Genomic DNA, 19,861 nt, shown 5'->3' with positions numbered 1-19,861 from the left:
GGGAAATGTGATGAAGAAACTGATCTTGAGCTTTGCGGCAACTACCGCGCTTGTTTCTCCCGCTCTGGCCGAACTTGAACTGGAAAAAGATGAACTGACCTTTGGTTTTATCAAGTTGACGGACATGGCACCGTTGGCAGTGGCCTATGAGCAGGGATATTTCCTGGACGAAGGTTTGTTCGTCACGCTTGAGGCGCAGGCCAACTGGAAAGTGCTGTTGGACGGTGTGATCGACGGGCAGCTGGACGGCGCGCATATGCTGGCGGGGCAGCCACTGGCTGCGACCATCGGATACGGGACCGAGGCGCATATCATCACGCCATTTTCGATGGATCTGAACGGCAACGGCATCACCGTGTCCAACGAAATCTGGGAAGAAATGAAACCGAATATCCCGGTGATGGAGGATGGTCGCCCGCAGCATCCGATCAGTGCCGAGGCTCTGGCCCCGGTGGTAGAGAAGTACAAATCCGAAGGCAAGCCCTTCAACATGGGCATGGTTTTCCCAGTTTCGACGCACAATTACGAATTACGCTACTGGCTCGCCGCTGGCGGTCTGCACCCCGGCTACTACAGCCCCGAGAACGTAACTGGCCAGATTGGCGCGGATGTGTTCCTGTCCGTAACCCCTCCGCCGCAGATGCCTGCGACGCTCGAGGCTGGTACGATCTATGGTTACTGCGTGGGGGAGCCGTGGAACCAGCAGGCCGTGTTCAAGGGCATCGGCGTTCCGGTCATCACCGACTATGAGCTCTGGAAGAACAACCCCGAAAAAGTTTTTGGCATCACCGCCGAATTTGCGGAGGAGTATCCGAACACCACGCTGGCCGTGACCAAGGCCTTGATCCGCGCCGCCATGTGGTTGGATGAAAACGATAACGCCAACCGCCCCGAGGCCGTCGAAATCCTCAGCCGTCCAGAATATGTCGGCGCGGATTACGACGTTATCGCGAACTCGATGACCGGCACATTTGAATACGAGAAGGGTGACAAGCGCGAAGTTCCTGATTTCAACGTGTTTTTCCGCTACAACGCGACTTACCCGTTCTACTCGGACGCTGTCTGGTACCTGACCCAGATGCGCCGATGGGGTCAGATCGCCGACGCAAAACCGGACAGTTGGTATGACGAGGTCGCCAAGTCCGTCTACAAACCCAAGATCTATCTGGAAGCCGCGCGCCTGCTGGTCGACGAGGGCTTGGCCAATGAGGCTGACTTCCCTTGGAACAGCGACGGTTACAAGGCGCCGACCCCGGTCGAGGATATCATTGACGGCATCGCCTATGACGGCCGCACCCCCAACGCCTACCTCGAAAGTCTGTCCATTGGTCTGAAGGGCGATCAGAAGATCGTCGGTTCGGACGTGCAAGGCTAACCCCGCAACACTGCGCCCGGCTTGGGTCAGGCGCGACGCTCACAAGTGCCCCGCCATCGCAAGGACACATCAGATGACAACGGTCGATCCAGAATTGAATGCAGACGCCGCCCGAGAGGAACGCCGCGCCCGCCGTTTTACCCGTATTAATGCCGCCGACAAATGGTTTCAGGTCCTTGGCCTCAGTTGGGCCACCCCGGTGCTGAAAGCAGCAGCGGGGGACAACCCGCGCGCCCAGATGACCGAGATCTGGCGGTTGCTGGTGGTCCCCCTTCTGTCGATTTGCGCATTTCTGCTGCTGTGGGCGACTTTGGCCCCCAAGGTGCAGACCTCTTTGGGTGCGGTCCCCGGACCGGCTCAGGTTTGGGCGGAAATGGTCAATCTGAACGAGGACGCGCAAGCCAAAGCCACCAAACGCGCCAAGTTCGAGGCGATGGTCGAGAAGCGAAACCAAAAGCTGATCGACGCGGGCCGCGCGGAAGAGGTCAAGCAGGTCGCTTACACGGGCGCGCCATCCTACTACCAGCAGATCTGGACCTCGATCAAAACCGTGTTCTTCGGGTTTCTGATCGCAACGGTGGTGGCCGTCCCGCTTGGCATTGCGGCGGGTCTGTCGCCAACAGCAAACGCTGCGCTGAACCCGCTGATCCAGATATTCAAACCCGTGTCTCCACTGGCATGGCTGCCGATCGTCACCATGATCGTCTCGGCAGTTTATGTCACCAATGACGGGTGGTTTGCCAAGTCCTTCCTGATCTCGGCCATCACCGTGACCCTGTGTTCGCTGTGGCCAACGCTGATCAACACTTCGCTGGGTGTAGCCTCTATCGACAAGGACCTGGTTAACGTCTCCAAGGTACTGAAAATGAACACCTATACCAAGATCACCAAGCTGGTGCTGCCTTCGGCCCTGCCGTTGATCTTTACCGGTCTGCGCCTGTCGCTTGGTGTTGGCTGGATGGTCTTGATCGCGGCTGAAATGCTGGCGCAGAACCCCGGTCTGGGCAAGTTTGTCTGGGATGAATTCCAGAATGGCTCGTCCAGCTCTCTGGCCAAGATCATGGTTGCGGTTTTCACCATCGGCATCATCGGCTTCTTGCTGGACCGGGTGATGTACGCGCTGCAATCCCTCTTTACCTTTACGAATAACCGGTGATCGAGATGAGCATTCTGAGCTTCAAGAACGCCTCGAAATCCTTTGGTGAAGGCACCGCGCGGACCGTTGTTCTGAAAGGGATCGATCTGGATGTGCAAGAGGGCGAGTTTCTGGTGATCCTCGGCTTCTCGGGTACCGGCAAGACGACCCTGATCAATTTGATGGCCGGCCTGGATATGCCGACCAAGGGAGAGGTCACGTTCAAAGGCACTTCGATCAAGGGGCCGGGCCCGGAACGTGGCGTGATCTTCCAGAACTACTCGCTGATGCCGTGGTTGACGGTCAGCGGCAATGTGGGTTTGGCGGTGGATACGGTCTTTCCTGGCCTCAGCAAGGCCGAGAGAGCCGAGAAAGTGGCGGATTACGTCAAGATGGTTGGACTCAGCCACGCCGCCTCGCGCCGCCCGGCGGAGTTGTCCGGCGGAATGCGCCAGCGGGTTAACGTGGCGCGCGCGCTGTCGATGAACCCCGAAGTTCTTCTGCTGGATGAGCCTTTGTCGGCGCTGGATGCGCTGACCCGCGCCAATCTGGCCGATGAGATCGAACATATCTGGGAAGCCGACAAAAAGACCTGTGTCCTTATCACCAATGATGTGGATGAGGCGATCATCCTGGCCGACCGGATCATCGCTCTGAACCCGGACGGGACTTTGGGGCAGGAGTTCCGCGTGTCGATCCCGCGTCCACGGGATCGGGGCGCAATGAACAACAACGAGACCTTCAAACGTCTGCGTGCAGACGTCACCAAGTATCTCATGGATGTGGGTATCGAGGCCAAAGTCGAAGGTTCGCGCATCCTGCCCGATGTCACGCCAATCCACGGAGTCCCCACTGCTGTTGCCGAGGCACAGAAAGGAATGATCGAGAACCGCTTTCTCGATTTCTCGCAACTGCACAAGGTCTACCCGACGCCCAAAGGTCCGCTGACCGTGGTTGAGGATTTCGATCTGAAGATCGACAAGGGCGAGTTCATCTCACTGATCGGCCATTCCGGCTGTGGCAAGTCCACGGTTCTGACTATGGCTGCTGGGCTAAACGAAATCTCGAAGGGTGCGATCAAGTTGGATGGCCGCCACGTCGAAGGGGCCGATCCCGAGCGCGCCGTGGTGTTCCAGTCGCCCAACCTGTTCCCCTGGCTTAGCGCCAAGGAAAATGTCGCCATTGGCGTCGACAAGGTCTACCCCAAGGCCAGCATGGCCGAGCGGCAGGATGTGGTCGAATACTATCTGGAACGTGTCGGTCTAGCCGACGCGATGGACAAGTCTGCCTCCGATCTGTCGAACGGCATGAAACAACGCGTCGGCATCGCCCGCGCCTTTGCGCTGTCGCCCAAACTGCTACTGCTGGATGAGCCCTTTGGGATGCTCGACAGCCTGACGCGCTGGGAATTGCAGGAAGTCCTGATGGAGGTCTGGTCCCGTACCAAGGTCACCGCGATCTGTGTGACCCATGACGTGGACGAGGCGATCCTTCTGGCCGATCGCGTGGTGATGATGACCAATGGTCCGCAAGCGACCATCGGGAAAATCACCGAGGTCGACCTGCCGCGCCCAAGGACCCGTAAGGCATTGTTGGAACACCCTGATTACTACGCCTACCGGCAGGAAGTTCTGGACTTCCTTGAAGAATACGAACACGGCGCCAAGCCGAAATCGCCTGCCCCCAAGGCGATTGCAGCGGAGTGAAACCATGAAACAAAGACTAGTTGTCATAGGCGCAGGCATGGCTTCGGGCCGGGTGCTGGAGCACCTGACCGATGCTGCACCAGATGCGTTCGATATCACCCTGTTCAACGCGGAACCGCGCGGAAACTACAACCGCATCATGCTCAGCCCGGTTCTGTCGGGTGAGAAGACCTGTGAAGAGATCGTCACTCATGACGACGCTTGGTACGCCGAGCGAAGGATCACCTGTCGCTTTGGCGAAAAGGTGGTCAGGATCGACCGCGAGATGAAGGTGGTCGAAGGGGCGAACGGCCATGTTCCATACGACAAGCTGTTGATCGCGACGGGGTCGAACCCGTTCATGATCCCTCTGCCTGGGCATGATCTGGATGGCGTGATCGCTTATCGCGATCTGGAAGACACCCGGCAGATGATGGGTATGGGCCCAGGCAACAAGGTCGTTGTGATCGGTGGCGGTTTGCTGGGTCTTGAGGCGGCTGCAGGCATGGCCGCCCACGGAGTGGACGTCACCGTGGTGCACATCATGGGCCACCTGATGGAACGCCAGTTGGATGAGGCCGCCGGGTATCTGCTGAAGAAATCGCTTGAGGATAAAGGCATAAAGATCTGTCTGCAGGCGAACTCCAAGGAAATCATTGGGCAAGGCGGTAAGGTTCGCGCGCTTTTGCTGGATGACGGGACCGAGTTGCCTTGTGATCTGCTGGTCATGGCAGTTGGAATCCGCCCCAATACGGCACTGGCGCAGGAGGCCGGTCTGGCCACCGGGCGTGGCATTCATGTGGATGACCAGATGCTGACCTCGGACCCGGACGTTTTTGCCGTGGGCGAATGTGTCGAACATGACGGAGAAATCTTTGGCCTTGTCGCGCCGCTTTATGATCAGGCGAAGGTGGCAGCGCAGTCGTTGCTGGCGGAAGACGCTGCATTCGCACAGAAAACCCTCTCGACCAAGTTGAAGGTCACCGGTTGCGACCTGTTCAGCGCAGGCGATTTTGCCGAAGGCCCCGAGCGCGAGGATATTGTGTTCCGCGATCCCTCGCGCGGGGTCTATAAACGGCTTGTGATCGAAGAAGATCGTCTGGTTGGCGCCGTGATGTATGGCGACACTGCCGATGGCAGCTGGTTCTTCGGGCTAATCAAGGACGGCACCAGCATCGAAGAGATGCGCGAGACGCTGATCTTCGGCCCTGCCTATCAGGGGGGTGACACTGCGGACCCTCTCTCAGCCGTTGCAGCATTGCCGCTTGAGGCGGAGATTTGCGGCTGCAACGGCGTATGCAAGGGCAACATCGTCGAGGCGATCAATGCAGGGGCCAGCGATCTGGGCGCGGTGCGCGCTAGCACCAAGGCCAGTGCTTCCTGCGGCACATGCACGGGGCTGGTTGAGCAAGTCTTGCAAGTCACGTTGGGCGACGACTTCCAAATGCCAACGGCGCAACCCGTCTGCGGCTGCACGGATCTGACCCATGAGGATGTGCGCCGCCTGATCAAAGGGCAGGAGTTGAAAAGCCAGGCTGCCGTCTGGCAGGAGCTTGGATGGAACACGCCCAACGGCTGCCATGTCTGCCGCCCCGCGATCAACTATTACTTGCTGGCCGATTGGCCGCTTGAGTATCAGGACGACCCGCAAAGCCGGTTTGTCAACGAACGCAAGCACGCAAACATCCAAAAGGATGGCACGTTCAGCGTGGTGCCCCGTATGTGGGGTGGGATTACCACACCAGAAGAACTGCGCGCCATCGCGGATGCGGCGGATAAATACGACGTGCCAACCGTCAAGGTCACTGGTGGCCAGCGGATCGACCTTCTGGGCGTGAAGGGTGAGGACCTGCCCGCGATCTGGTCGGATCTGAACAAGGCGGGTCTGGTCTCGGGCCATGCTTATTCCAAGGGTTTGCGCACGGTGAAGACCTGTGTCGGAACAGATCATTGTCGGTTTGGAACGCAGGACAGCACCGGGCTTGGGATCAAGCTTGAGAAAATCCTGTGGGGGTCGTGGACGCCTCACAAGCTGAAGCTGGCCGTGTCGGGCTGCCCGCGCAACTGTGCCGAGGCCACCTGCAAGGATATCGGCGTGGTTTGCGTGGACTCTGGGTTTCAGATCAGCATCGGCGGAGCTGCCGGAATGGATGTGAAAGAGACCGAATTGCTGTGCCAGGTTCCAACCGAAGACGAAGCAATCGAGGTTGTGATGGCCGTCACTCAGGCCTATCGGGAAGGCGGCAAGTACTTGGATCGTTTGTATAAATGGATGGGCAAAGTCGGCATGGGTTGGATCAGGGGGCATGTGGTCGACGATCTGGAAAACCGCGCGGCTCTGGTCGAAAGGTTCGAGCTGTCTCAAAGCATCTACCGCAAGGACCCGTGGGCCGAACATGTGCGGGACAAGGCGCAAACCTACGCGCCGATTGCAGATTTCACATTGGAGGCCGCAGAATGAGCTGGATCGACGTCGGGCATATCGATGAGGTGCCACTGCGCGGGGCGCGCCTGATAAAAACTCATATCGGCTGCATTGCGATTTTCCGAACTGCCGAGGCCGAAGTCTTCGCAGCTACCAATAATTGTCCCCATAAGGGCGGCCCGCTGTCCGAAGGCATCGTGCATGGTCAGTCGGTGACTTGTCCCTTGCACAATTGGGTCTTCGATCTGAACACGGGCGAGGCTCAGGGCGCGGATGATGGTCGCATCACCACCTATCCGGTGCGGCTGGAAGGCAGTCGTATCCTGCTGGACGACAAAGCGGCAACCCGGCGGAGTGCGGCCTGATGGACGGAACCGGGCTGCCTGAAATCCGGTCCACCTGCGCTTATTGCGGTGTTGGTTGCGGTGTCCTGTTGCGCCCTGATGGCGCCGGCGGTTTGAGGGTACGCGGCGATCCGGATCATCCGGCGAACCATGGGCGTTTATGCTCAAAGGGACTGGCTTTGGGTGAAACGGTCGGACTGGATCATCGCATTCTGGCCCCGCAAGCATTTGGAAAGGATGTGCCGTGGGACGAAGCACTGCAACTGGTCGCCGATCGCTTTTTGTCCACTATCGAGGCCTACGGACCGGACAGTGTCGCGTTCTACGTGTCAGGGCAGATGCTGACCGAGGACTATTATGTCGCCAACAAGCTGATGAAAGGGTTCATCGGTTCGGCCAATATCGATACGAATTCCAGGCTCTGCATGGCCTCAACCGTGGCTGGCCACAAACGCGCCTTTGGGTCAGACACTGTGCCGGGTACCTACGAGGATATTGATCAGGCCGACCTGGTGGTTCTGGTCGGATCCAACCTCGCCTGGTGTCATCCGGTTTTATACCAGCGCGTTCTGGCGGCGCGACAGTCACGTGGGACAAAGATCGTTGTTGTCGACCCGCGCCGTACAGCAAGCTGCGATCAGGCCGACCTTCATCTGGCTTTGCATCCGGGCAGTGATGTTGCTTTGTTCAACAGATTGCTGGTCAGCATTCACGAAGGCGGACACGTCGTGCCTGAATTTCTGGAGCAGACTGTCGGCTTTGATGAGGCGCTTAGAACGGCGCAGCGGGACGACCCGACAGTTACGGGCCTGACCACCGAAGAGATCGAGACATTTTGTGATCTTTGGACCGGGACCGAGCGTGTGGTCACCATCTTCAGTCAGGGCGTGAACCAATCCTCTAGCGGGACGGACAAAGTGAACGCGATCCTCAATTGTCATCTGGCGACGGGTCGGATCGGGCGCGAAGGGATGGGCCCGTTTTCCGTTACCGGTCAGCCCAATGCCATGGGTGGCCGAGAGGTGGGTGGATTGGCCAACATGCTGGCCTGTCACCTGGATATCGAGAATGAAAGCCACCGCACGGCCGTTCAACATTTCTGGAACGCGCCGAAGATCTGTGAAAAACAGGGGCTTAAGGCAGTGGACCTGTTTCGTGCCGTGAAAGAGGGTCAGATCAGGGCGCTTTGGGTCATTCACAGCAATCCTGCGGTTTCAATGCCTGATGCGGATAGCGTGCGACAAGCCATTGAGAAATGTCCCTTCACCGTTGTCAGTGACCTGACGGTCCGGACGGATACGGCACGTCTTGCGGATGTGCTGTTGCCAGCGACAGGCTGGGCGGAAAAAAGTGGCACCGTAACCAATTCGGATCGCACAATCAGCAGACAGCGCGCCGTTCTGGCACCTCCCGGGCAGGCACGTGCAGACTGGGATATCCTTTCGGACGTCGGTCGTCGCATGGGGTGGAAAACGCCATTCAGCTACGACTCTCCGGCGCAGATTTTTCGGGAATACGCGGCGTTGTCTTCAGTGGCTAAATCGTTTGGCAGGGATTTTGACGTCTCAAAGCTCGCGGATATTACGGAGGAAGAATACAATGAACTAAGCCCGACGCGATGGCCGGTAATACCTGGTGGAACGGACGGACGGTTCTTTGGTGACGGTCAGTTTTTCCATCCTGATAGGAAAGCACGTTTTGTGCCCGTTTCCCATAAGCCACCGGTTGCGAAAACATCAACGCAATACCCATTTCTTTTGAATACGGGGCGAAATCGGGACCAGTGGCACACGATGACCCGGTCCGGATTGTCACCTCGTCTATCGGCTCATCTCGCCGAACCTTATGTGGAAGTGAACCCCGAGGACGCGCGCCATCTGAACCTCGGCTCTGCCGATTTGGTCGAGATCAATAGTTCGGTCGGAACTGGGATATTTCGACTTCGCATCACCGACACCGTCGCGCCCGGCCAAGTGTTCGCGCCGATTCACTGGACGGGGGAAACGGCCCCGGCGGCCCGTGTGGATGCGCTGATTCCAACTGTGACGGACCCCATCTCGGGACAACCGGAGAGTAAGGCAACGGCCGTGTCTGTTCGGCGCATGAATGCTGCCTGGTACGGGTTTGCAGTCTCTGTTGGGGGCCCATCGCCAAAGTCGGAGTATTGGGCGATTGCAAAGACGGACAAAGGTTACAGGCTGGAACTGGCAGGATACCATGTTGCCGAGGATTGGGAGAGTACTGCCCGAGAATGGTTCGGCCTGCCCGATGCCGTGTCTACTTTGATAGAAGATCAAAGGCGCGGGTCATTCAGAATTGCGTTCTCAGAGGGGCAACGCCTGTTGGCGGTGCTGTTTGTATCTTCTGAGCCGGTCACGCTGATGCGAGACTATCTTGCAACTTTGCCCGAGGTCGCACCACACCAGATTTTGTCCGGTCGGTCATCAGCGGAACTGGAAGACTGCGGCCCGATGATTTGTTCGTGTTTCGGCGTCGGGCTAAAAGCCATAATCCGCGCAATTCACGACGAAAAACTGGTTGATGTGGATGAAATCGGAGACGCCCTTCAAGCTGGAACGAATTGTGGTTCGTGTCGGCCGGAGCTTGCCGATTTGGTCGTTGAACATTCGGAACGGCTTTGCCAGACGAACTTGGCCTGAGGTGGAGTAGGGGGCTGTCCAGCGTCTGGAAACAGCGAAGCCAAGTTCTATTTTCTACGTCCATTTGGCTTGAGAGGGCACCCTTTTTTACGGTGCCAGATCAGTCTGGAGAGGGAGTCGAAGCCAGATACTCAGCTATCGCTGCCCGGCATCCCCGCTGCCAGATCGCGGTCAGCCAGCGGGCGAAATCGTTGGCGAAGGGAGTGTCTCGACCAAACGCACCACAGTACTGGCTTTGTTCGATCCACAGTTGCGGATTGGCCCTTGATGCCAGCGCCGTTTTTTTCAAGTCCTCCCAGTGAGGATCGTTTGGGGCGATTTCGGATCCATTCTCGCGAACCCCCGCGCACATCCGGCACCAGAAAGCTTGGGACAGCGCAAGCCCGTTCAGGGATGAACCGGCCGCAAGCGCATCGCGCATCGAGGGTAGCAAGAACCCCGGATGGCGTGATGATCCGTCGAACGCGACCCGACGCGTCGAATCGTGGATTGCGGTATTCGAAAAACGCCCCTCGACCAATCCAAGATATTCAGTCGCGGTTGTTCCGGGGACAGGTTTGACATGGGGAAGAATTTCTTCGGCCTGAACTTTGCGGAAAAACGACACGATGTCGGGGTCCTGCATGCAATCTGCAATCGTGGGGACATTCAGAATTTCCCCGGCATTTGCCAGCAATTGGTGGCCGCCATTCAGTATGCGCAGTTTCATTGTCTCGTAACTATGGACATCTTGGGTCAGCGTCACGCCAACCTCATCCAGCGGCGGCCGCCCGTCACAAAAATCGTCCTCGATCACCCACTGGCGAAAGTTTTCATGCGAGACCGGCGCGCGGTCGTCGATGCCGAGGTTGCGGCATTGCGATATTAATTGTTCCGTCGTCGCGGGCACAATGCAGTCCACCATCGAGTTCGGAAACGCGCAATTCCGGTCTATCCAATCGGCCAGATCGGGGTCGGACATACGGGCCAATCCAACGATACAGTTTCGCAAAATCGCACCGTTGCCCTGAAGGTTATCGCAGCTGAGCGCGGTAAAGGGTTTCAGACCGTTCGCCCGGCGCTGCCCGAGCGCGGCAACAATGGCGCCAAAAGCGGTGCGGGGCTGGTTGGGATTTGCCGCGTCATGGCGAATATCATCGTGGTTCAGGTTGAACGCACCGGTCTTGGCGTCCAGAAAATACCCGCCTTCGGTCACGGTCAGCGATACGATCCGGATGGCCGGATCAGCCATCTTGCGGATCAGAGATGCGTTGCCATCCTGAATCGGAAGGTAGTCGATCATAGGGCCGATCACCTCGGCAGATATTCCCTCGGGGTCCAGTTCGATCAATGTTGTCAGGCAGTCCTGCGCCAGCAGTTTCTTTCGCATATCGGCGTCGTAGCTTCGCACACCCGCCCCGATAATCGCCCAGTCCAATGCCTGACCCTGCTGCATCAACTGGTGGATATACCAGGCCTGATGCGCACGGTGAAAATTACCCAAACCTATATGAACGATGCCCGGTCTCAGGGCCGCGCCATCATAATCCGGTGTTCTGACGGATGTCGGCAGGCCTTCAAGGCTGTCGCGCCGCACCCGAACCGGAGGTTTTGCGTTCGCCATGGGGTCCATCAGCTCATCCAGTTTCCGCCATCGACATTGTAGGTTTGAGCGACGATGTACTTGGCCTCGTCAGAGGCCAGAAACACCGCCATCCCGGTCAGATCTTCGGCGCGGCCCATTCGGCCATACGGAACGGCGGCCGCCACTTCGCGTTTTTTTTGACCGGGGACCTTGCCTTCGTGTTTTGCAAAAAACGCATCCACACCGTCCCAATGTTCCCCGTCGACAACGCCCGGGGCGATGGCATTCACGTTGATCCCATGGGAAATCAGGTTCAGGCCCGCTGATTGAGTCAGCGAAATGATCGCGGCCTTGCTGGCACAGTACACGGCGACCAAAGGCTCGCCCCTTCGCCCAGCCTGCGATGCCATGTTGATGATCCGGCCCTTGATCCCGTGTTCGATCATGTGGCGGGCAACAGCCTGCATCGTGAACAGCACACCAGAAACGTTGATGTCAAAGACACGATTGTAGTCGGCACGCTCAATCTCAACGATTGGTGCGGCAGTGAAAATGGCCGCGTTGTTGATCAGAATGTCGATCGGACCGAAATGTGCGGCTGTTCGCGCGACGGCGTCATCTATACTGTTCTGGCGGGTCACGTCCATCTCGACGGCCACGGCAGCTTCGCCGATTTCACCGGCCGCCTCCTGCGCACGTTTGCTGTCAATGTCGGCGATTGCGACCCGCGCGCCTTCTGCCACATAGGCTTTGGCAAAGGCCAGCCCGATGCCACGCGCGGCCCCGGTGATCAGGGCGGTTTTGCCTGTCAGACGTGTCATTCGATCCGCAAGCCTTGCGCGTCAAACCGGTGGATCACATCTGCACGCGGGGTCAGGTGGATGCGGTCGCCGTGGCGGAAACCGACCTCGCCATCTGCTCGGACCGTGATTGTTTCAGCCAGACCGGTTTCGTGGACGTGAAAGAAGGTGTCCGAGCCCAAATGTTCGGAGACGCTGACGACCCCGGACCATTCTCCTTCGGTCTCGGAAACGCCTATGTGTTCGGGGCGAATTCCGATGGTTTGCGCGCCATGTTTTGCAGCCTCATGGCCTTCGATAAAGTTCATCCTGGGTGAACCGATGAACCCTGCCACAAACAGATTGCGTGGCGTGCGATACAGTTCCAGCGGGGTGCCGACCTGTTCGATCACTCCGGCCTGAAGAACGACGATCTTGTCGGCCATTGTCATGGCTTCAACCTGATCGTGGGTCACGTATATCATTGTTGTCGCTAGGCGTTCGTGCAGTTCGCTGATCTCAAGCCGCATGCCGACGCGCAACGCGGCGTCAAGATTCGACAGAGGTTCATCAAACAGAAACGCTGCCGGCTCGCGTACGATGGCGCGACCAATGGCAACGCGCTGGCGCTGCCCGCCGGATAACTGCCCGGGGCGGCGGTCCAGATAGTCGCTCAGGTTCAGAACACTTGCCGCGCCTTCGACGCGTTTGTCGATCTCGGCCTGATCCAGCTTGGCCATGCGCAGGGGAAAGGCGATGTTCTTGCGTACGGTCATGTGCGGGTACAAGGCGTAGGACTGGAACACCATCGCCAGCCCCCGCTTGGCAGGTGGGACATCGGTGGCATCCGATCCGTCAATATCGATGGAACCCGACGTGATATCCTCCAACCCCGCGATCAGGCGTAATAGGGTAGACTTGCCACACCCCGACGGACCGACGAAGACGGTGAACTCACCATCCTCGATGGTCAGGTCCAGCGGCGGGATGACCTGAACGTCGCCGAAGCTTTTGGTCACGGACTTGAGTTGAATACGTCCCATGTGTCGTGTTCCTTATTTCACAGCGCCGAAGGTCAGGCCGCGGACAAGTTGTTTCTGGCTGAACCAGCCAAGGATCAAGATTGGTGCAATCGCCATGGTCGAGGCCGCGCTGAGCTTGGCAAAGAACAGGCCTTCGGGGCTGGAATAGCTGGCGATAAACGCGGTGAGCGGAGCCGCGTCGACGGCGGTCAGGTTGAGGGTCCAGAACGCCTCGTTCCACGCCAGGATGAAGTTCAGCAGAACGGTCGAGGCGATGCCCGGGATGGCCATGGGCGTGAGGACATAGAGGATTTCCTCTTTCAGCGTCGCGCCATCCATCCGCGCGGCTTCCAGAATTTCACCCGGGATCTCGCGGAAATAGGTGTAGAGCATCCAGACGATGATCGGCAGGTTGATCAGCATCAGAACCACGACCAGCCCCCCGCGCGTGTCCAGCAGACCCAACCGGATGAACAGCAGGTAGATCGGGTAAAGCACGCCAACGGCAGGCAACATCTTGGTGGACAGCATCCACAGCAGAATGTCCTTGGTGCGTTTCGAGGGGACAAATGCCATGGCCCAGGCGGCGGGCACTGCGATGATCACGCCCAGAATGGTTGATCCGCCCGCGATGATGACCGAATTCCACAGGAACCGCATGTAGTCTGAGCGCTCCTGTACGATCGCGTAGTTCTCCAGCGTCCAGTCGAAATTCAGGAACAGCGGCGGGCTGGCGATCGCCTGCGCCTCGGTCTTGAAGCTGGTCAGGATGGTCCAGAGGATCGGGAAAAAGATCAGCAAACCGACGGCCCATGAAAGGGCAGTGTTCAGCGATTTGCGGCGGGTTGTGACGGCGCGGGCCATGGTCTTACCTCCTCACGCGTCCAGGTTCTTGCCAACGATGCGCATCAGGAAGATGGCAACGATGTTGGCTAGGATGATGGCGTAGACACCTCCGGCTGATCCGAGGCCGACATTCTGGCTTTCCAAAACGCGCTGGAAGATCAGGTAGGTGAGTGTGCGGGTGCCGAACGCGCCGCCTGTGGTCACGAAGATTTCGGCGAAGATCGACAAAAGAAAGATCGTCTGGATCAGGATCACGATGGTAATCGCGCGGCTGAGGTGCGGCAGGATGATGTGATAGAACCGCTTCAGCACCGGTGCGCCGTCCATCTCGGCCGCTTCCAGTTGTTCACTGTCCAGCGACTGGATTGCGGTCAGCAGGATCAGCGTCGCAAAAGGCAGCCACTGCCACGACACGATCATGATGATCGAGGTCATCGACGCCTCGGAGAGCCACGAAATTGGTTCGGCCCCGAAAAAGCGCCACAAGTGGGCAAGCAAGCCATTGACCGGGTCCATGAACATGTTCTTCCAGACCAGCGCGGACACAGTGGGCATGACAAAAAACGGTGCGATCACGAGGATCCGAACGACGCCTTGTCCCCACATTGGCTGGTCCAGCAACATCGCCAATAGAATGCCCAGAATAACCGTGATCACCAGAACGCCGCCGACAATAACCAGCGTTGCTTGCACCGCGGGCCAGAACGAACTGGATGAGACGAACCGGACATAGTTGTCGAAACCAACCCAGCCCAGATCACCGCCGCGCAGCGGCAGATACTTCTTGAAGGAAAAATACAGTGTCATCGTCAGAGGCACGAGCATCCAGCCAAGCAGAAGGACCACGGCAGGTGCCATCATCAGGCGCGCAACGGATCGGGAGTGTTGAGTAGCCATGATGCAAGACCTCTCTGTTCAGGCGTAAGTATAGCCTGCGAGAAAAACGGGAATTGTGGAAGTCAGAGTGGCGGGTGGGACATTGCCCACCCACCGGGGAGGGATGCCTCAGTATCCTGCGGCTTCCATTTCTTCAGCCGTGAAGGCTTGCGCTTTGGCAAGGGCCTCGTCCACTGTCTGCTGCCCGGCATAGACTGCCGAGAACTCCTGGCTTACCTGAGTGGCGATACCCGCAAATTCCGGGATCGCGACAAACTGGATGCCGGTATAGGGCGTCGGCTGTGCGCAGCAATTCTGCGGGTCGGCCATCAGGATCGATTCCAGCGTCATTTTTGCGAACGGGACCGCCTTGTAGTTGTCGTTCTCATAAAGCGACGTCCGCGCGCCCGGAGGCACATTGGCCCAGCCTTCATTTTCGGCCACCAGCTCGATGTAGTCTTTCGAGGTCGCCCATTCGATAAACTGTTTGGCAGCGTCTTCCTGCTGAGTGCCTGCCGGAATCGCAAGGGCCCAAGCCCAAAGCCAATTGGCGCGTTTGTCCACGCCTTCCGAATTGGGCGCCAGTGCGAAGCCCACCTTGTCGGCGACTGTGGAATCGTCGGGGTTGGTCACGAAAGAAGCGGCGACCGTTGCGTCAATCCACATGCCGCATTTGCCCTGCTGGAACAGCGACAGGTTTTCGTTGAAGCCGTTGGTGGCATAGCCAGCGGGGCCGGACTCACCCATCATATCGACAAAGAAGGTCAGGGCCTCTTTCCATTCAGGCTGATCGAACTGAGGTTTCCAGTTTTCGTCAAACCACCGCGCACCGAATGAGTTTCCGGTCACGGTGATGAAGGCGCCGCCTTCACCCCAACCCGCCTTGCCGCGCAGGCAGATGCCGTTGATGTCGTTGTCGCGGTCGGTCATTGCCGCCGCCGCTTCGCGAATGAATTGCCAGGTCGGTGCCTCGGGCATTTCCAGACCTGCCTTTTCCATCAGGTCCGTACGATACATGATCATCGAGCTTTCGCCATAGAACGGCGCCGCATAAAGCGTCCCTTCATGGCTCAGGCCACCGGCCATCGCGGGCAGAATGTCGTCGACGTCATATTCCGCGGACATTCCGTCCAACGGCACCAGCCAACCATTCGCACCCCAGATCGGCGTCTCGTACATGCCGATGGTCATGATGTCGAACTGACCGCCTTTGGTGGTGATGTCGGTGGTCACGCGCTGACGCAGGACGTTTTCCTCGAGCGTCACCCACTCCACATCGATCCCGGTCGCTTCGGTGAATTTGTCGGTATAGCCCTGCATCCGGATCATGTCGCCGTTGTTCACTGTAGCGATCGTGATGGATTGCGCGTGGGCTGCTGCCGTGGCGACGAAAGTCAGTGCAGTCGCCGCACGAAGTGCGTTCTTCAGATACATCCCTGTCCTCCCTGAGCTTGGATGTCGTGCAGAGAGGTTAGAGCGTAAATTGTCGCGGCGTCAATAAAAACTTTACGCGCGTTAAAAAGTTGCGACTAAGCAGAATCCCTTAAAACAAGCCTTGCAGGGAACAGCGTCTCTGTCCTCGTTTCAAATTTCCCTCCACTTTCAATGAGTTCGAACAGCGTCTCGACGCTGCGCCCGGCAACATTGTCATAGTCATGCGCGGCTGTTGTCAGGGATGGGCACGTAAACTTTGCGAAAGGATGGTCGTCATTCGAGGCCACGCGAAGCGCGCAATCATCCTTGCGACCGACCCGAATCCCCTGTTCGTAGCAGGCCGCAAGAAAGCCGATGGCCAGTCGGTCATTGCTGCATAACACCGAGTCGCTCGGCAACATGCGCTCCTCCAGAACCTTCAGTGCACCCCTGTGGCCAATTTCTTCAAACGCCCAGCCCGTGCCGTCGACCTTGATGATATGTGGATCAAACCCGAGACGCTCCATGACCTCAACATAGGCCTTGCGTCTTTTGTTGGCGTTCGGGTTGGCAGGCGTCCGCATTTCGAAGAACGAGGGCGGTTCGCCTGTGCGCGTCATGTATTCCACAGTTTGCGAGACAAAACTGAAATTGTCCGACCCGACGAATGCCGCGCCAAGGCCATCAAGGTTACTGTCAAACAGAACTGTCGGCACATTGGCGCAGAACTTTTCGATCGCTGAACGGTCTGAAATCCGCCCCAATGGCGCCAGCAAAACCCCGGCGGGTTTCAGGGATTGCAGCCCGTCCAGGATTTCGTTTTCCAGCTTCTGTTCGCCATGAGAGCTGAACAGGGAAGGGCGATACCCGGCCGCGATGCAGCTTTGTTCCAGATAACGCGCGATTTCGGCAAAGAACGGATCGGCCAGATAGGGAACGACAATGCCGATATTCTTGGTCAGCTTCCGGTTCTGGTTCACCGCAAAGATATTGGGGCGATAGTCAAACCGTTCCAGCGCTTCTTCGATGCGGGCCCGTGTCGTCGGGCGAACACTATCGGGGTCGTGAAAGTACTTGGATACCGTCGGTCGCGAAATCCCGCTGAGGGCCGCGAACTCTTCCATATTCTTTATTTTGGTCATGCCAGTCTGCCTGCGGATACTGTCCGCCTTGATCTTATCATAGCTTTACATATTCTTTGCGCGCGCTAAAAAATCAATAGCCCGACTGGCAACAGGTGTTGACAGCGTGCCGGCCATTGCCGACCTTGCGCAACAGTCTTTCAACTGGAAAAGGAATGGCCATGTCTCGACTATCGGAACGCCGGGATATTGCTGTTGCGGTTTGTAAAGAAGCTGGGGCAATCGCCAAAAAATACTTTGCGGACAGGGGCGATCTTGTCGTTGACCAAAAGGGCGCTCAGGACTGGGTCAGCGAAGCGGACAGGAACGTCGAGACATTCATTCGTCAGAGGATCGCGGAATTCTGGCCCGAGGATGGAGTGTTCGGTGAAGAGCATGGCGCGACCGAAGGGAAAAGTGGCTTCGATTGGGTGATAGACCCCATCGACGGGACGACGAATTTTGTTAACGGCATTCCGGCTTATACCATTGTTCTGGCCGGCGTCGCTGAAGGGCGCACGATGGTCGGGGTGATCCATGAACCAAATGTCGATGAGACATTTGTGGCAACGCGCGGAGAGGGGGCGACCTTGAACGGTACGCCGATTCACGTCGCATCCGGAGTGGCGTTGCGGGATGGAACCGTAGCCGTAGGATACTCGAACCGGGTCAAAACACGCCATGTCCTGCCTGTCGTTGCAGAACTGATCGAACGTGGGGCCATGTTCCACCGGAACGCCAGCGGGGCGCTGTCTCTTGCTTATGTCGCCGCCGGAAGACTTCTGGGTTATGTGGAAGAGCACATGAACGCCTGGGATTGTCTGGCTGGGCAATTGCTGGTCGCAGAGGCTGGTGGCACAATCGAAGATCAGGACGCAGATGCAATGATCCGGGACGGAGGGCGCGTCATTGTGGGAACGCCAGATGTCTTCGAGACCCTGCTTGAGATCGCCGAGGACGCGTGGAGCTCTTGACCTCTAGGTAAAGGCGACCCACCCGGACTGAGGTTTGAGTGTCAAAAGATCTGCCTGCCAGAAATGACCCTGTGAAGGCTGATCGTAACGGCGGTCAATTGAACGGCCAGAAAGTGCGCACCATAATAGTGTTCCGACCGCCCCATGAGTGACTATGGCCAGGTCTTTGCCCCGATGCATACTAACAATCTCGGTCACTGTCCGATGAATGCGGGCCTGTGCTTCGATCGCTGTTTCCCAACCGCGATAGCTGGTTTCCGGTCGGTCAAAAAATGCGTCAGCGGCGGCTTCGAACTCCTCCCTTGGTAGGAAACCGGTTGCACTTCGGTCGTTTTCGCCAAGGCCCGCGTGTTGTTGCGGGCGCAGGTTTCGAGCGGCGGCAAGGATCTCGCCCGTTTCGCGGGCCTTCTGCTCGTTGCTGGTCCAAATCCGGGTGACATTCGCCAGAGCGCCATTCAAGGCGAATTCTCTTGCACGATCACGGCCGACGGCACTCAGCCCCCAATCCGTGATCGGGATGCCCGGATCAATTGAAACCTCGGGATGTGTGATGATCAGAAGTTTCGGCATCTAATCGGGCAGTAGCACTGGCCCCTTATCGGCAAAACTCATCCTGACCTCAGCGCCCGGCTCAAGTGGTGCGTCGACGTCATCGTGAACAGCAAAGGCCTGACCGAAAGTGCCAGTCAGCGTGTATTCCATCCGGACGCCGACATATGTCGCCTTGGCCACGGTAGCGGGAATTCCCTGATCAGAGCCGATCACCAGACGGGAGGGTCGGACGGCGATGGTGGCGCCACCCGGTGTCAAACCACGGCGCGGCAGCGTATGGCGGTAGCCTTCGATTTCGATTGTAGCGGTGTCGCCATCTGTGCCAACGATTTGGCAATCAAGCAGGTTTGCCTCGCCTATGAAGTCTGCAACGAAACGGTCGTTCGGCGCATCATATAGCTCGCGCGGGGTGCCCATCTGAGCGATGGCCGCGTTACGCATCACGACAATCTCATCCGAAACCGCCAGAGCCTCCTCCTGATCGTGCGTGACGTAGACGACAGTCAGGCCAAGGTCTTGCTGGATGGCCCGGATGTCCTCACGCACCTGACGACGAAGCTTGGCGTCGAGATTGGACAGCGGCTCATCAAATAGCAGCACCTGAGGCTCAAGAACCAGCGCCCGGGCGACGGCGACACGCTGTTGCTGACCGCCGGACAGTTCGGACGGAAGACGACTGTCGAACCCTTTGAGGCCAACAAGTTCCAGACCGTTCAGGGCGCGACTTCGGGCTTCGTCCTTCGCAAAGCCCGAAAACGTCAGGCCGTACATGACGTTCTCCAACACACTCATATGAGGAAACAACGCGTAGGATTGGAATACCATCGATACGTCGCGGTCGGTCGCAGGCAGTTTGGTCACGTCCCGGTCACCGATCAGAATCGTGCCCGAGCTTGCCATTTCCAACCCTGCGATCATACGCAAGGTCGTAGTTTTCCCGCACCCGGAAGGACCCAGCAGCGTAACCAGCTTGCCGGCCTCGACATGCAGATTGATGTTGTCAACGGCGACCACATCCTTGCCGAACATTTTTGTAACGGATTCGAACCGAACCGGCGCGGCTTTGGACTGCAGGCTCATGTCATTCTCT

Annotated in this window: 16 protein-coding genes; 7 read left to right on the top strand and 9 right to left on the bottom strand. The window is 58.0% G+C overall.

Annotated elements, in window-relative coordinates; genetic code table 11:
* The first annotated feature begins 10 nt into the window (after positions 1-10).
* From ACR1XU_RS11555 to ACR1XU_RS11530, 6 genes are all read left to right on the top strand, one after another.
* On the top strand, positions 11-1,375 hold the full coding sequence (locus ACR1XU_RS11555; RefSeq protein WP_170614611.1) for a CmpA/NrtA family ABC transporter substrate-binding protein: 1,365 nt from the start codon (positions 11-13) through the stop codon (positions 1,373-1,375).
* Between the two features lie 73 nt (positions 1,376-1,448).
* Positions 1,449-2,531, top strand: a complete 1,083-nt coding sequence (locus ACR1XU_RS11550; protein WP_170806428.1) for an ABC transporter permease — start codon at positions 1,449-1,451, stop codon at positions 2,529-2,531.
* A gap of 5 nt (positions 2,532-2,536) precedes the next feature.
* A complete protein-coding gene (locus tag ACR1XU_RS11545) occupies positions 2,537-4,216 on the top strand; it encodes an ABC transporter ATP-binding protein (protein ID WP_480904942.1) in 1,680 nt (559 codons plus the stop codon).
* Between the two features lie 4 nt (positions 4,217-4,220).
* Positions 4,221-6,656 carry a nitrite reductase large subunit NirB gene (nirB, locus tag ACR1XU_RS11540; RefSeq protein WP_480904939.1) on the top strand — a complete coding sequence of 812 codons (2,436 nt, stop codon included), beginning with the start codon at positions 4,221-4,223 and terminating at the stop codon, positions 6,654-6,656.
* The gene (gene nirD / locus ACR1XU_RS11535) at positions 6,653-6,985 is read left to right on the top strand and encodes a nitrite reductase small subunit NirD (RefSeq protein WP_170614615.1); all 333 of its coding nucleotides are present in this window, start codon (positions 6,653-6,655) and stop codon (positions 6,983-6,985) included. The genes nirB and nirD overlap by 4 nt, the downstream gene beginning before the upstream one ends.
* Positions 6,985-9,624: a molybdopterin-dependent oxidoreductase gene (locus ACR1XU_RS11530; RefSeq protein ID WP_480904936.1), complete on the top strand. Its 2,640-nt coding sequence runs from the start codon at positions 6,985-6,987 to the stop codon at positions 9,622-9,624. The genes nirD and ACR1XU_RS11530 overlap by 1 nt, the downstream gene beginning before the upstream one ends.
* 100 nt (positions 9,625-9,724) lie before the next feature.
* On the opposite strand, the gene ACR1XU_RS11525 is transcribed toward ACR1XU_RS11530, so the two are convergent.
* The 7 genes from ACR1XU_RS11525 to ACR1XU_RS11495 form a co-directional block, all read right to left on the bottom strand.
* Entirely contained in the window at positions 9,725-11,236 is a 1,512-nt protein-coding gene (locus tag ACR1XU_RS11525; RefSeq protein WP_480904933.1) for a mannitol dehydrogenase family protein, read from the bottom strand.
* Positions 11,236-12,009: an L-iditol 2-dehydrogenase gene (locus ACR1XU_RS11520; protein ID WP_480904930.1), complete on the bottom strand. Its 774-nt coding sequence runs from the start codon at positions 12,007-12,009 to the stop codon at positions 11,236-11,238. Before ACR1XU_RS11520 ends, ACR1XU_RS11525 begins: the two co-directional genes overlap by 1 nt.
* Positions 12,006-13,010: an ABC transporter ATP-binding protein gene (locus tag ACR1XU_RS11515; RefSeq protein ID WP_480904927.1), complete on the bottom strand. Its 1,005-nt coding sequence runs from the start codon at positions 13,008-13,010 to the stop codon at positions 12,006-12,008. Before ACR1XU_RS11515 ends, ACR1XU_RS11520 begins: the two co-directional genes overlap by 4 nt.
* A 12-nt stretch (positions 13,011-13,022) precedes the next feature.
* Entirely contained in the window at positions 13,023-13,853 is an 831-nt protein-coding gene (locus ACR1XU_RS11510) for a carbohydrate ABC transporter permease (RefSeq protein WP_480904924.1), read from the bottom strand.
* Between the two features lie 12 nt (positions 13,854-13,865).
* The gene (locus tag ACR1XU_RS11505) at positions 13,866-14,732 is read right to left on the bottom strand and encodes a carbohydrate ABC transporter permease (RefSeq protein ID WP_170375757.1); all 867 of its coding nucleotides are present in this window, start codon (positions 14,730-14,732) and stop codon (positions 13,866-13,868) included.
* Between the two features lie 108 nt (positions 14,733-14,840).
* Positions 14,841-16,145, bottom strand: a complete 1,305-nt coding sequence (locus ACR1XU_RS11500; RefSeq protein WP_170614621.1) for an ABC transporter substrate-binding protein — start codon at positions 16,143-16,145, stop codon at positions 14,841-14,843.
* Positions 16,146-16,240: 95 nt separating this feature from the next.
* Positions 16,241-17,266, bottom strand: a complete 1,026-nt coding sequence (locus ACR1XU_RS11495) for a LacI family DNA-binding transcriptional regulator (RefSeq protein WP_480904921.1) — start codon at positions 17,264-17,266, stop codon at positions 16,241-16,243.
* A gap of 161 nt (positions 17,267-17,427) precedes the next feature.
* Between ACR1XU_RS11495 and ACR1XU_RS11490 the strand changes: the two genes are divergently transcribed.
* Positions 17,428-18,219, top strand: a complete 792-nt coding sequence (locus ACR1XU_RS11490; RefSeq protein WP_480904918.1) for an inositol monophosphatase family protein — start codon at positions 17,428-17,430, stop codon at positions 18,217-18,219.
* A 3-nt stretch (positions 18,220-18,222) separates the two neighbouring features.
* Here ACR1XU_RS11490 and ACR1XU_RS11485 read toward each other — a convergent pair whose 3' ends face one another.
* Entirely contained in the window at positions 18,223-18,789 is a 567-nt protein-coding gene (locus tag ACR1XU_RS11485) for a histidine phosphatase family protein (protein WP_480904915.1), read from the bottom strand.
* Positions 18,790-19,851, bottom strand: a complete 1,062-nt coding sequence (locus ACR1XU_RS11480) for an ABC transporter ATP-binding protein (RefSeq protein WP_170680391.1) — start codon at positions 19,849-19,851, stop codon at positions 18,790-18,792. It lies immediately after the preceding gene.
* Between the last annotated feature and the right edge of the window lie 10 nt (positions 19,852-19,861).

The sequence above is a fragment of the Ruegeria sp. D1(2025) genome, from assembly GCF_056536425.1.
The sequence above is the reverse complement of the archived record's forward strand: the minus strand, read 5'-3'. Positions and strand labels throughout refer to the sequence as shown.

Coding starts and splice junctions, on each gene's coding strand:
- ACR1XU_RS11545 (WP_480904942.1), top strand. CDS start 2,537: ATGAGCATTCTGAGCTTCAAGAACGCCTCGAAATCCTTTGGTGAAGGC.
- ACR1XU_RS11555 (WP_170614611.1), top strand. CDS start 11: ATGAAGAAACTGATCTTGAGCTTTGCGGCAACTACCGCGCTTGTTTCT.
- ACR1XU_RS11530 (WP_480904936.1), top strand. CDS start 6,985: ATGGACGGAACCGGGCTGCCTGAAATCCGGTCCACCTGCGCTTATTGC.
- ACR1XU_RS11515 (WP_480904927.1), bottom strand. CDS start 13,010: ATGGGACGTATTCAACTCAAGTCCGTGACCAAAAGCTTCGGCGACGTT.
- ACR1XU_RS11525 (WP_480904933.1), bottom strand. CDS start 11,236: ATGGACCCCATGGCGAACGCAAAACCTCCGGTTCGGGTGCGGCGCGAC.
- ACR1XU_RS11550 (WP_170806428.1), top strand. CDS start 1,449: ATGACAACGGTCGATCCAGAATTGAATGCAGACGCCGCCCGAGAGGAA.
- ACR1XU_RS11500 (WP_170614621.1), bottom strand. CDS start 16,145: ATGTATCTGAAGAACGCACTTCGTGCGGCGACTGCACTGACTTTCGTC.
- ACR1XU_RS11520 (WP_480904930.1), bottom strand. CDS start 12,009: ATGACACGTCTGACAGGCAAAACCGCCCTGATCACCGGGGCCGCGCGT.
- nirD (WP_170614615.1), top strand. CDS start 6,653: ATGAGCTGGATCGACGTCGGGCATATCGATGAGGTGCCACTGCGCGGG.
- ACR1XU_RS11510 (WP_480904924.1), bottom strand. CDS start 13,853: ATGGCCCGCGCCGTCACAACCCGCCGCAAATCGCTGAACACTGCCCTT.
- ACR1XU_RS11490 (WP_480904918.1), top strand. CDS start 17,428: ATGTCTCGACTATCGGAACGCCGGGATATTGCTGTTGCGGTTTGTAAA.
- nirB (WP_480904939.1), top strand. CDS start 4,221: ATGAAACAAAGACTAGTTGTCATAGGCGCAGGCATGGCTTCGGGCCGG.
- ACR1XU_RS11495 (WP_480904921.1), bottom strand. CDS start 17,266: ATGACCAAAATAAAGAATATGGAAGAGTTCGCGGCCCTCAGCGGGATT.
- ACR1XU_RS11485 (WP_480904915.1), bottom strand. CDS start 18,789: ATGCCGAAACTTCTGATCATCACACATCCCGAGGTTTCAATTGATCCG.
- ACR1XU_RS11505 (WP_170375757.1), bottom strand. CDS start 14,732: ATGGCTACTCAACACTCCCGATCCGTTGCGCGCCTGATGATGGCACCT.
- ACR1XU_RS11480 (WP_170680391.1), bottom strand. CDS start 19,851: ATGAGCCTGCAGTCCAAAGCCGCGCCGGTTCGGTTCGAATCCGTTACA.